At 65.2% G+C, this 12,159-nt stretch carries 9 protein-coding genes and 1 riboswitch; of the genes, 4 read left to right on the top strand and 5 right to left on the bottom strand.

What is annotated here, in order from left to right:
* Positions 1-235 precede the first annotated feature (235 nt).
* Both KFE19_02920 and KFE19_02915 read left to right on the top strand, forming a co-directional pair.
* Positions 236-388, top strand: a complete 153-nt coding sequence (locus tag KFE19_02920; protein QUO38483.1) for a hypothetical protein — start codon at positions 236-238, stop codon at positions 386-388.
* A 7-nt stretch (positions 389-395) separates the two neighbouring features.
* Positions 396-1,025, top strand: a complete 630-nt coding sequence (locus KFE19_02915; protein QUO38482.1) for a hypothetical protein — start codon at positions 396-398, stop codon at positions 1,023-1,025.
* Here the strand turns inward: KFE19_02915 and KFE19_02910 are convergent.
* The 5 genes from KFE19_02910 to KFE19_02890 form a co-directional block, all read right to left on the bottom strand.
* On the bottom strand, positions 1,014-1,955 hold the full coding sequence (locus KFE19_02910) for an NAD(P)H-dependent oxidoreductase (GenBank protein ID QUO39504.1): 942 nt from the start codon (positions 1,953-1,955) through the stop codon (positions 1,014-1,016). The genes KFE19_02915 and KFE19_02910 overlap by 12 nt on opposite strands.
* A 125-nt stretch (positions 1,956-2,080) precedes the next feature.
* Positions 2,081-3,310: a lactate dehydrogenase gene (locus KFE19_02905; GenBank protein QUO38481.1), complete on the bottom strand. Its 1,230-nt coding sequence runs from the start codon at positions 3,308-3,310 to the stop codon at positions 2,081-2,083.
* 4 nt (positions 3,311-3,314) lie between these two features.
* Entirely contained in the window at positions 3,315-3,602 is a 288-nt protein-coding gene (locus KFE19_02900) for a hypothetical protein (protein QUO38480.1), read from the bottom strand.
* Positions 3,595-8,430: a cytidyltransferase-related domain protein gene (locus tag KFE19_02895; GenBank protein QUO38479.1), complete on the bottom strand. Its 4,836-nt coding sequence runs from the start codon at positions 8,428-8,430 to the stop codon at positions 3,595-3,597. Before KFE19_02895 ends, KFE19_02900 begins: the two co-directional genes overlap by 8 nt.
* 126 nt (positions 8,431-8,556) lie before the next feature.
* Positions 8,557-9,423: a hypothetical protein gene (locus tag KFE19_02890; GenBank protein ID QUO38478.1), complete on the bottom strand. Its 867-nt coding sequence runs from the start codon at positions 9,421-9,423 to the stop codon at positions 8,557-8,559.
* Between the two features lie 176 nt (positions 9,424-9,599).
* Positions 9,600-9,696: riboswitch (SAM riboswitch) on the top strand.
* Between the two features lie 88 nt (positions 9,697-9,784).
* Between KFE19_02890 and metK the strand changes: the two genes are divergently transcribed.
* Both metK and KFE19_02880 read left to right on the top strand, forming a co-directional pair.
* Positions 9,785-10,972, top strand: coding sequence for a methionine adenosyltransferase (metK, locus tag KFE19_02885; protein ID QUO38477.1), 1,188 nt, complete (start codon positions 9,785-9,787; stop codon positions 10,970-10,972).
* Between the two features lie 153 nt (positions 10,973-11,125).
* Positions 11,126-12,142: a glycosyltransferase gene (locus KFE19_02880; GenBank protein ID QUO38476.1), complete on the top strand. Its 1,017-nt coding sequence runs from the start codon at positions 11,126-11,128 to the stop codon at positions 12,140-12,142.
* Positions 12,143-12,159 lie beyond the last annotated feature (17 nt).

Here is a 12,159-nt window from a genome sequence, read left to right as displayed (position 1 = left end):
GTGAGAGGTTGTGTGACTTCTTTCGGGGTGGGGCAGAGTCCCTGCTACACCAAAGACTTTTGCGGCGAATTGGGGCTGCTGTTAAGGACTCTGCGGAGGAGGAAAGAAAAAGCAGGATAAAGGCAAGGCGTCGCCATCGACGCCTTTTGCCGGTCACATCTGCCCGCAGAGCGGGCAGTTTCAGGACTTTCCGTGGGCGTTGAAAATGGGGTCAAAATTGGAGAGAAAATAATCTGTGCGCATCAATCAGATCTTCAAACAGGAGATGCTGCACACCTACGAACAGAAGTCCTGGTCGCGGGATGAGCTGGTACGGGAGGCCCACCGCGCAATCCGGCGGCTCACCCAGGAGATGGCACGAAGCATCCTGTACAGCTCCCGAGATTGAGCAGAAGATGGAGCAGCTGGCCGGACAGATGGGAATGGCCAAGGGTAAAAAGCCCTACGGCTACCTTCCCAACTCCGGGAAGAAAACGGTGGATGAGGTAGTGGACAAGCTGGAGGAGCTGCCGGTGGTCCGCGCATGCTGCCACCAGTGGTGCAGGCTCCAGGGTGAGGTGGAAAATTATTCCCATGACAAGCCCAGAGAACGGAAAAAGCTGTCCCAGGAGAAAAAGTTCCGGCAAATCAAAAACACTGTCATTCAGGAGGCGGAGCGCGTCCGGATGGGTGAGATCTCCTTTGAGGATAATGCTTCGACTGGGCACAATGAGCCGGAACAGGCGCGCGGCGACCTTCGCCTGCCCCCTGTCATGCTGACGGTTACCCAGTTACTCTATTACATGAGCCGGATCTTTGAGGATCACGCCCTCCCACGGTCCGGAACCGGACTGCACATCGACCGGAAGAGCCGACAGAAGTTCATGGAGAAGCGCGTCGCCCTGGGGCACAAATCGGATGACTATGAGGAGAAGCAAAACGCGGACGGCATGACCAAGGGCGAAATGAGATGGCCCCTTCCAAACTTGCGCCGCATGAAACAAAGAGAGCGGGCCCCGCGGGGCCCGCTCCTCTTACACGGTTAGTTGACGTAATATATTTATGGCAAACTGCTCCGCCCGCGCTCCGATCCCCGGCAGGGCCATGGCCTCGCCCTTGTCGTTGGCGGTCTCCAGCATACAGAAATCAGCGGGCAGCCAGAAGCCCTTGTTCATGTTCAGGGCGGAGACCACCTGCCGGGCCACGATGTCCCCGCCGGAGTAGCCGGAGACCACGATGGCGAACACCGCCTTGTCAGCGAAGGAGGTAGTGCGGTACAACGCCGTCAGCCGGTTGATGCAGGCGGAGAGGTTGGCGGAGAGGGCGTCGTTGTAGTTGGGGCACAGCAGCACCACCGCGTCCGCCTCCCGGACGGCAGGGTATACCTCCTGGACCATAACGCCGCCATAGAAGCAGTCCCCCTGCTCGCCGAAGTGGAGGCAGGTGGTGTAGGGGCACCCGGCGCAGTCCTCCATGGTGCCGTTGCGGAGCCCTACCTCCGTGATGTCACAGCGGTCCTCCAGGTGGGCTCGGACGGCGCCCCACAGGGCCAGGGTGTTGGAGGTGGCACGGCTGGAGGCGTGGAGGACCAGCAGCTGCGGCCGCCGCCGCAGGGGCGGGGCGAAGGTGCTCACCCGGTCCATCAGGTCGGCCACCGCCAGCTGATACGCCTCCTCCAGACCGCACCCGGCGTTTCGGGCCTGGACGGTGAAGTTGCGCAGACTCCCGGTGGCCTCCACCAGCGGCCGCCCGGGAAAGACGCATCCGGCCCGGGAGGCGGAGAGCACCAGATCCCGGCCCGCCGCCTTGGTGTACAGGTCCCCGGTGCCGTCAATCACCACGCCCGCCGTGCTGCCCGCCAGGCACCCCGGATGGGTCCGCAGAAAGGCCAGCAGCTGATACAGCTCCAGGTTGACACCGCTGGGGGGAATGGCCGCCGCGATCAGCAGGCGGCGGTCCCGCAGGTCGTCTGTCATCCAGGAGACCTGCTGGAAGGGATGCGCCTTCCGCACTGCCGCCAGCAGGGCGGAGAGCCGCGGGCTCTCCGGCCCGGGGCAGATCAGCGTCAGTTCCCGCGCCAAGGGCGGCGCCTCCTTTCTCGTCAGATGATGGTTTTGAGCAGCGCCTCCGTCTCCTCCAGCCGCGCCCGCAGGGCCGGGGGCAGGGGGAGGCACTCCGTCTCGGTGCCCTGGGCCGTCAGGCGGCTGCGGGCGCCGAACCACACGTCTCCCAGACACAGGGAGGCACAGCGCCACTGCCCCCGCAGGGTCAGCAGCAGCTGCATGGCACCGGAGGACACCGCCGGGGCAACATACGGCTTGAAGCCCAGGTCCCGGATGCGGAGGTTGGCGGTCTCCACCTGCTCTGTCAGGGCCCGGGACACTTCGTCGTCATAGTGTTCCACGGAATTGGCGATCACCAGCCCGTGGCCGTGGGGGCCAAAGCTGCGGCCCTCCGTGAGAAAATCCGCGAAGCGGGGATTCTGCCTGGCAAAGTACGCCGCCCGGGCGTTCATGACCCCCAGACCAAAGCCCTGGACCTGCTCGGCAAAGAGGCCGCCGCCGTCCCACCGGCCGTCGGGACCGGTGTTGGAGGCCAGATACGCCACCTTGCACAGGGGGTCCACCGGGTCGGACAACACGATGAAGAGGCCCCGGAACCGTGCCGCCCGGGCCTGCCGGGCGAAGGACTCCACCAGGGGCCGGTTGGCGGCGAACTGGGCCATGCGCACGTCGGCGACGGCGCTGCCCACGGGAGGGATGGCCTTGGTGGCGGCGAAGAGGAACACGTCGCAGTCAAAAAGGCGGTCCGCCGTCACCGGCTCCACCTCCGGTAGGGCCTCGTAGTTCCAGGGCCAGGCGATCTGGCCCATCTCGGCGGTCCACCGCTCCACGGCCTTTTCGTTCAGGTCGCAGATGCCCACGGCGGAGATGCAGTCGCCGCCCAGCAGCTTCAGCGCCGTCAGCAGCGTGCCGCCCACGTCGCCCACAGCCAGCAGGTGGACCCGCTTTTTCCCGGGCTTCGGTGCCAGCCGGTCCAGGGCCGCCTCCCACCGGGGGTGGCGGACGTTGACGGCGGTGAGAGTACCCGCATCCAGGGCGGCGCGGACGGGCCCCGGCAGCGCAATACCCGCCCCGGCGGTCCGGTCCAACCAGGCGGCGGAGGCCGGGGCGGTCAGGTGGTGGGGGGCCGTAGGGCGCCAGACGGTGCGGCCCCGGGCGGGGCCCTCCGCCGTGAGAAACAGCGCCGGGACGCCTGCCTCCGCTCTGGGCAGGGGCAGGTCCGGCAGGGGAGAGGCGGCCAGCCGCCCCTGATGGTTGTAATAGTGCATGGAGTCACATTCTCCTTTTTCGGATCAGTTTGCCCAGGAGGGTGCCCAGGCCAAAGCCTGCCAGGGCCAGACCCGCCAAAATGACCAGCCATCCGGCCACAAAGACGTTCCAGCCGATGAAGAGGCCGGGATCCGTCCTCACAGCCAGAGCTGCCAGTACCAGCAGAGCGGCGGGCCAGAGCAGAATCAGCCAGTGCAGCCAGCCAAGTCTGCCCGGCAGCCATTCCGACGCCAGAGCCAACAGGAAAGACGGCAGGATGGCAATGAGGGTATAAACCAATATCTCATCCACGGGGCACCTCCCCTTCCAGCAGGTCCCGCATCCGCAGCAGCATCCCCAGGTCGTTTTCCAGGCAGGCCGAGGCGGGGAGATTGGGGTCGTAGCGCAGGCAGGCCCCCTTGTCCGGGGCCAGCGGCAGGATCACCGCCTCGCTGAGCCGGGAAAGCGTCAGATTCCGGGCGTAGCGCTCCCGGTACGCCGTTTCCAGGGTCAGCAGGATGTCCCGGCTGTTTTCCACGCAGGTCCGGGAGAATTGGAACACCGCCTCCCGGCCGCACTCCTTGTAGAACCGGGGAAAGGCGTAGGGCAGGATCAGATTCACCGACGGGGTCAGCCCCGGTACGGAGGCCGTGGCGCCGCCCACGGTGTCGCCGCCGATGAAGGGATACATGGTGGACTCCACGAACCAGGCCCGCATATTGGGCACGAAGTAGACGCTGTCCACCTCCCGGCCCTTGGCGGCCATCAGGTCCTTGCCCCGGCTGGAGAGCAATCCCACCAGCACCCGGTCGATCTCCAGCCCCTCCTGCCGGAACAGGGGGTCCAGGGCGTTGATGCGGTTGCCGGAGTGAAGCAGGTCGTCCACCAGGATCACCGGCCGCCGGAAGGAGCGGATGGTACGGATCTGGCTGGGCAGGGGAGCGTAGCCCGGGAAGGCCTCGATGTTGAACGACCGCAGATCCGGGGCAAAGACCTTGTCTGTGTGGATGGTCTTGGTGACGGTGTTGGGGATGGCGTTGCCCCGGAGGATCTTGCCGAAGGGTACGCACATCTTGGGGCCCAGCACCCGGGGCACCGTGGGCTCCGCGGGGACGCCGTTGAGCTCCACGATCTTCCGCACCAGCCGGTGGTAGATGACCTCCGCGTTGAGGGACAGCACCAGGATCCCCGGGTACAGGTCGGTGATGGCCCGCTGGAACCGGGCGTGAGCAGAGTGCACTGCCTCCAGCACCTTCCGGTCCGAGGAGAAGGGCTCTTTCAGCGTGGTGGGGATGTTCTGCACCAATACCGCCGGGGAGCGCATATCCACCAGCAGCAGCGGAAGGCGGCCGCGGACCTCCGCCTGGCGGAAGCCCTGCCGCTCCAGCAGATCCAGCACGGCGGCAGAGGCCGGGGCGTGCCAGACGGCGTAGCCGCAGTCCCGGCTCATGGCCCGGGAGAGCACCTCCGTCAGCAGCAGCTGGCCCACGTCGTAGTTGCCGCCGGCGGACCGGACGGTGTACAGCCCTGTCAGCAGGCCCACCAGTCCCGCCGTGTGGCGGCGGACGTAGTCGGCCAGCTGAGTGTCGCCCAGGGCTTCATACAGACCGGCAGAGTTGACGGTTCGGACGGTGAGAAAGCCCAGCACCCGGGGCCGGGGGCCGGTGTCCCGCAGGACGCAGACGCTGTCCCGGGGGTCCGGCGGGACCATCTGGCCCCGGTCGGCGGCCACTGCCTCCGATAGCTCCTGCCATAGCGCCGCCTCCGGCTCCTGGTAGAACCGGAAGTCCAGGTAGCCCGCCCGCAGCAGCTGCTTGTACTGGGGCTCCCGCAGGTACAGGCCGTTGCGGTAGATGAAGTCCTGAACCGCCGGGTCGATGAGATTGGAGATATCCCGGCCCAGGTCGATGTTCTCCCGGATGCGGGTGGAGCTGATGTCCTCCAGGTGGGTGGGCAGCTGCAGCTCGATGACCTCGCCGGTGATCCGGCTCAGGTCCGCGTCGATCTCGTGGCCCTCGGCGTCGCTGGAGCGGCGGAACACAATGTGATTCAGGGAGTGGACGGAGCCCGGGGTAGGCGCCGCCTTGTAGGACGAGGCGTTGGCGATCACGTCGGACCCCACCGCAAGGTACGGCTTCCGGCCGCCGCCGATCCGGTGCAGACGGTCCAGGTCGGCGGGAGTGGCCAGGTTCACGGGGATATCGTGGGGGAAAAGGTACACGTCGAACTCGTCCGCCACGGACATGCTGACGATCTGCCTCCGGATCAGAGAGGGCTGGGCCTTTTTTGACCAGGAGAACTCGTCAATGGCCAGATATACCTCGAATCCCAGGTTCCGGATCTCCTGGACGATGCCCTTGTGGCTCAGGGAGAAGGGGTCGAAGGTGCCGGGGAAGAAGGCGGCCTTTTCCGGAACATGGAATTGGAAGGGGCCGGACTCGATGCGGTGGGTGACGATGAAGCGGTAGATGTGGCTCAGGGCCGCGGCGGTGTAGAAGAAGGTCAGTTCCTGCTCCGGCTGCTCGTTGATAAGAAAGAGGATCTTCTTGGCCATCAGGATGAAAAGGGTGGTCTTGTCCTCATAGGAGAGCACCTGGGAGGCGAACAGCCCCTCGCCCAGGATCCGCAGGGCCTCCTGGCGGACGGACTGGCGGTAAGAGGCCAGGCCTTTGAGCAGCATGCCCGCCATGCGCTTGCGCCGGGCTTCCAGCACCGTCTCCGATTCGCCGAAGCGGCTGGCGTAGACGGCGTAATGCTCCAGCATGGCGCCCACGGTGGACAGCGACGCCGCCACCACGCCGCCGCTGGCGGAGGAGAGCAGCTGCTGCATCTGGTCCAGCACCTCGTCCAGCTCCCGGGGAGTCAGCCACAGGGCGAACTGCCCCAGGTACACGGGAATGTACTGAGAGATCTCGGCCTGGCCCGTCTCCAGGGCCTTGCTGAGCTCCACTGCGATCTCGTTGCGCCGGTCCGGCGTCAGCGCCGGGGCGATGGCCAGCAGGGCCGCGCCGGCCATGCGGCGGACCACCACGTTCTCACTGACCTTCATGAGATTGGAGTAATGGGTGGCGATGTGCAGCACGTTGGCCCGGTTCCCCTGCTCCACCTGGTCCAGCAGGTACTCCACGCCCACGGCTTTGAGCACCCAGGGCGTGGCGGTCTTGAGATTGTCCAGAAAGACGTTGCTGATGGTGTCCCCGTGGTTGAGCTGGCGCCGCTGCTCGGACAACTCCAGGCCCATCAGCTCCCCCAGCCGCACCTGCAAAAACAGCAGCGGCGTGCTGCCCTGGCAGTCAGCCTTGGCCACGGCGGACGCGGCAGCAGCCCGGATCCGGGACCCGGGGGTCAGGGCCATCAGCAGGTGCTGGAACAGCCGCAGCGCCGCCGCCTTCTGGGACAGGCCCCCGTGGGACAGCCACCATGCGGCAAAGTCCACCAGCAGCTTCCGGTCCGCCTCCTCCGTCCGCTCCAGGGGCAGGTTCAGCACCGTGTCCAGCAGGGCGAAGGCGGCGTCGGGATCCGTGGCCGACGGATGGCGGTAGTGCCGGAACAGCTCCGCGGCGAAGCGGGGGGCGTCAGCGTCGGAGCAGCTGACCAGCAGGGCGTCCACCACGGTCTTGGCCTGGTAGCGGATCATGCTGATCTGCCGGGGGGTCAGCCGGTGGTCCGGCTGGATGAGTTTGTCCAGATACTCCTGCCACAGCAGGAAGGGGCGGTCCTCCTCCGGATCCGGGGCGGCGTCGGCGGGGGGCTCCTTCTTATAGCCGGAGCGGAAAGTGGCCAGGATCCGGCCGATCAGGGCGGCGGCCTGGCGGCGAATATCGCCGTCGGGCACCATCAGCAGCTCGTAGAGAAAGTCCAGGGTCTGCTCTTTCTGCCCGGCGCTCCAGTAGGTGAAATACTCCTCGAAAATAGACACGTAGGCCCGCAGCCGGGCGGGCTCCTTCTCGCCCCGGGCAGCCTCCAGGATGTTGCCGAAGAGCTGTTCCCGGCCCAGCCGGTGCATCAGGCGGATGTTGTGATCCACGGCGGTGCGCCGCAGGGCCACCACCACCTGGTCCGGCGTCATCAGGGCCGGGTCCTGCCGTTCCGGCGGTTTCCGACCGGTAGTGGCCAGGGTAGTGTCCACGCCGAAGGAGACCATGTACTCCTCAAAGTCCCGCAGCTTGGAGTAGACGTACTGGTAGCGGCGGCGCTTGGCGGCGTCCACGTTGTCCAGCTTGCTGAGGATCACGTCAAAGGCCTCCTGGAGGGAGTAGAGGCAGGCGGTCTCCCGGTGTTCGCCATCGTAGGTCTGCTTGACCCGGAAGTCGGCATACACCAGGGCCAGGGACTCTGAGGACAGGTTCTCGATCTCCAGGTCCCACACCGAGTGGTTGGCGGCGATGTGGCCCAGGGCCGTCAGCCCACGCTGGGTGAACCACTGATCCGTGTAGTAGTAGTGGAGGTAGGGCACCCGCTCGCCGGGCTTGCAGCCGAACTTGCCGATGTCGTGGCCCAGGGCGGCGCCGGAGATGAGCCCCAGGTCGATCAACCCGCCGCCGGCCTTGAAGGCCCGGGACACGGTCATGGCCACGTGGTGGACCCCGGCGATGTGGTTGAGGGTCTTGAAGGGGGTCACCTCCGTGCTCATCCGCAGCAGCTCGTAGATGTACTCTCCCTGGAACCGGGCCAGAAAGCGGCGGTACTCCTCCGCCACGCCGCTGTCGCTGAGCTCCTCCTCAGAGCAGAAGGCGAAGTCCAGCCAGGGGTCGAAGGGCAGGGCCCGGCCCTCGGCGCGCAGCAGCACCTGCAAAAACTGCAGAAAGCACAGCGCCCCGTCCCACTGGGCGGAGGTGTGGCTGTGGTCCGCGGCCGGATACAGCAGGGACAGGGCCACCTGATAGGCGTAGCGAAGCCAGCCCTCCGGTGGCTCAGGCGCCAGGGACATCAGCAGAGGGCGGAAGGCGTCCACCGCTCCGGCGCAGGAGATTCGGCTGCGGATGGGGGTGAAGGGCGCGGCGATCCCGCGCCAGTCCGCGGAGGCAAAGACCCGTTCCGCATCGGCGCGGTTCATACCAAGCTTGCGTAAAAACTCTTTCTCTTCAAAGGCCTCGGCCAGCTCTGTCCACAGCGCGGGGCCGCTCTGACGCAGTTCCATGGGCTCCCCTCCATTCCGCCCTGAAGGGCGATCTTTTCCACTTCAGTATACCGCACCCGACAGCGGGAGGGAAGGGAAAAGGGCGAAAAAAAGCCCCCGCCGGAAATTTTTCCGGCGGGGAAGGACTCATTGGGTGAAGTGGGTGTGGCTGAAAATGTGGTCCTCACAGAAGCAGTGGTATCCGGCGCACTTGGAGCAATACCGGAACTGGAGGTCCGGGAAGTCCGCATCGGTGCGGCCGCAGACCTCGCACTTGTGGCGGTAGCCCTGGGCGGCCTCCTTTTTCTTCTGCTGGCGGACGGCGGATTTGAAGTGGATGGTCTGGGAGGAGTTCTGATGCCGGACGGCCACGCCGAACTCCGCCAGCAGGTCCGCGATCCGGTCCCAGAAGAACAGGGCGTAGGCAATCCACACGCCCAGAAGGGGCAGCAGGAAGTACACCAGCATCGTGAGGCCCCCGCGGACCAGATCATAGACAGTCAGCACCACATACAAAAGCGCCAGCCACTTGGCCTGGATGGGCAGGATCAGATATACCCGCACCAGGGCGGTGGGGTACAGCGTGGCGAAAGCCAGGAACAGCACCCGGTTGAGGTAGCCGCTGGAGACGATGGGGAAGGGGGACCACAGTAGGGACAAAAATGCCAGGGCCACCATCAGCAGCGCGCCGGTGAAGTAGAAGAGGGTGAACTTGGCGGGGCCCCAGTAGCTCTCGATGGCCTCGCCGATGAAGTAGTAGAAGGAGAAGCTGATGAGCACCCACAGCACGGAGGTGCCGTCGGGGATGAACAACCACGTCACCAGCCGCCACAGCTCCCCCTGGAGGATTAGGTTCGCGTTGAAATACAGCATATAGCTGGCGTAGCTCTGGGAGAACATGTCCAGAAAATAGACGGCGGCGGTGATGAACACCACGTAGCGCATCAGGTGCGGAATCCCGAACCGGGGATGATACAGGCAGAACCGGTCGATGGCGTTGCAGATCTTCCTCAACGAAAAAACCCCCATTTTGCGGAAATGAAACGTATGTGGAACATTATACCCGGAACGGCGGAAAAAGTCATGTATAAATTTTGAACAGCGGAATTTCCGCGGATTTTCCGGGAAATCCGCCCGCAGCATCTTGACAATCCGCCAAAACCTGATAAGATAGTAGCACAATTTCATATCCCTTATCAAGAGTGGCGGAGGGAACGGCCCGATGAAGCCACGGCAACCTGACTGCGGGTCAAGGTGCCAAATCCGGCGGATACCGACAGATGAGGAGCGAAAAAGTGACCTTTTGCGCGTTTCGTCGTCGAAACGCGCTTTTTTCGTGCTCTTGAGAGGGACCACTACGAAAGGAGCAAACAACATGGCAAGACACTATCTCTTTACTTCCGAATCCGTGACCGAGGGCCATCCCGACAAGGTCTGCGACCAGGTCTCCGACGCGGTGCTGGACGCCATTCTGGAGCAGGATCCCATGGGCCGCGTGGCCTGCGAGACCACCGCCTGCACGGGCCTTCTCCACGTCATGGGCGAGATCACCACCAGCTGCTATGTGGACATCCCCAAGATCGCCCGGGAGGTGGTCCGGGAGATCGGCTATGACCGGGGCAAATACGGCTTCGACTGCGACACCTGCGCCGTCATCACCTCCATCGACGAGCAGTCCCCGGACATTGCCATGGGCGTGGACGAGTCCCTGGAGAACAAGACCGGGGAGGACGCCGAGATGAGCCACGGCGCCGGCGACCAGGGCATGATGTTCGGCTACGCCTGCGATGAGACGCCGGAGCTGATGCCCCTGCCCCTGTCCCTGGCCCAGAAGATCTGCCTGAAGATGGCCCAGGTCCGCAAGAGCGGGGAGATCCCCTACATGCGGCCCGACGGCAAGAGCCAGGTCACCGTGGAGTACGACGAGAACGACCGCCCCATCCGGGTGGACACCGTGGTCATCTCCACCCAGCACGACCCCGACACCACCCTGGAGCAGATCCGCGCCGACATGATCGAGAAGGTGGCCAAGGCCGTGATTCCCGCCTCCATGCTGGATGAGAACACTAAGTATTATGTAAACCCGACCGGCCGTTTCGTCAAAGGCGGCCCCGCGGCGGACTCCGGCCTCACCGGCCGCAAGATCATCGTGGACACCTACGGCGGCAGCGCCCCCCACGGCGGCGGCTGCTTCTCCGGCAAGGACCCCACCAAGGTGGACCGCTCCGCGGCCTACGCCGCCCGGTATGTGGCCAAGAACATCGTGGCGGCGGGCCTGGCCCGGCGCTGCCAGGTGCAGCTGGCCTATGCCATCGGCGTGGCCCAGCCGGTCAGCGTCCTGGTGGATACCTTCGGCACCGGCACCGTGGGCGACGACAAGCTGGAGGCCGCTGTGCGCAAGGTGTTCGACCTGCGGCCCACGGCCATCATCCGGGATCTGGACCTGCGCAAGCCCATCTACCGCAAGCTGGCCGCTTACGGCCACATGGGCCGGGAGGACCTGGGCGTGACCTGGGAGCGCACCGACCGGACCGAGGCCCTGAAGGCCGCCGTGGCGGAGTAAAGCCCCGCTGCTTCACTGCGAAAAGGCCCGCCGTCCTCACGGGACGGCGGGCTTTTTTCGCCGGAGGTCCCCCCGGCGGCGGAAAGCCGTTGACCTTCCGGGGGGAATAGGGTACAATACACCTGTTACGAAACAGATGGAAGGAGCGGTGCTATGCCCAGCATTTCCGTCATCATGCCCGTCTATCAGGCGGAAAAATTCCTGAAAGCCTCTGTGGAGAGCGTCCTGTCCCAGACCTTTTCCGACTGGGAACTGCTGCTGGTGGACGACGGCTGCCGGGACAATTCCCCGGCCCTGTGCGACGGCTTCGCGGCTCGGGACGACCGGGTCCGGGTGATCCACAAGCGGAAAAACGCCGGCGTCAGCGCCGCCCGGAACTCCGGGCTGGAGGCGGCGAAGGGGGAGTACATCGCCTTCCTGGACTCCGACGACGGCTTCGAGCCCCGGACGCTGGAGACCCTCTGGTGCCTGCGGGAGCAGGCTGGGACCGATACGGCGGCCTGTGCCCATCTGAACCTGCGGCCCGACGGGACCAGCTGGCCGGAGCAGGTGCTGCCGGCCGGCGTCTACGACAAGGCGCAGATCCGGGAGAAGATCGTGGCGCCGCTGCTGGGCGAACGGCTGGCGGCGCCGGTGTTCAACGGCTTCATCTGGCGCTATCTCTTCTCCGCCAAGGTGATCCGGTCCGCCCATATCCGCTTTGAGGGGGCCTACCTGGAGGACGAGCTGTTTTTGATGGAGTATTTCTGCTGCGCCCGCTCCCTGGCGGTGACGGACCAGCCCCTGTACCGGTATCTCCTCAACCCCGCCTCCGCTACCCACAAGTATATGAAGGACTTCCAGCAGGTCTTTGACCGCTTCATGGAGCGGAAGGAGGGTCTGGTGGAGAAGTACCGCCTGGAGGATCTCCGCCCCCAGTGGAGGGAGAATTCCAACTGGGCAGGGCTGCTGATCGCCATTGGCAACGAGTACGCCAAGGGCAGCCGAAAATCCATCCGGCAGCGGCAGCGGGCGGTCCGGGAGCTGTGTGAGCGGCCGGACATGGCGAAGGCCATCGGGACGCTGGAGCCCGTGGGGCTGACGCCCAACAAGCAGATGGTGGTCCGGATGGTCCGGGGACGGCACTTCTTCCTGCTGACCCAGCTGTACCGGCTGAAAAACCGCATCTGAGCACATCACGAAGGAGT

The organism is Dysosmobacter sp. Marseille-Q4140 (assembly GCA_018228705.1).
Taxonomy (GTDB): Bacteria; Bacillota; Clostridia; order Oscillospirales; family Oscillospiraceae; genus Oscillibacter.
Note: the sequence above shows the minus strand (reverse complement) of the source record. Positions and strands in the feature narration are given on the sequence as shown.

Coding starts and splice junctions, on each gene's coding strand:
- KFE19_02895 (QUO38479.1), bottom strand. CDS start 8,430: ATGGAACTGCGTCAGAGCGGCCCCGCGCTGTGGACAGAGCTGGCCGAG.
- KFE19_02880 (QUO38476.1), top strand. CDS start 11,126: ATGCCCAGCATTTCCGTCATCATGCCCGTCTATCAGGCGGAAAAATTC.
- KFE19_02910 (QUO39504.1), bottom strand. CDS start 1,955: ATGACAGACGACCTGCGGGACCGCCGCCTGCTGATCGCGGCGGCCATT.
- KFE19_02915 (QUO38482.1), top strand. CDS start 396: ATGGAGCAGCTGGCCGGACAGATGGGAATGGCCAAGGGTAAAAAGCCC.
- KFE19_02905 (QUO38481.1), bottom strand. CDS start 3,310: ATGCACTATTACAACCATCAGGGGCGGCTGGCCGCCTCTCCCCTGCCG.
- metK (QUO38477.1), top strand. CDS start 9,785: ATGGCAAGACACTATCTCTTTACTTCCGAATCCGTGACCGAGGGCCAT.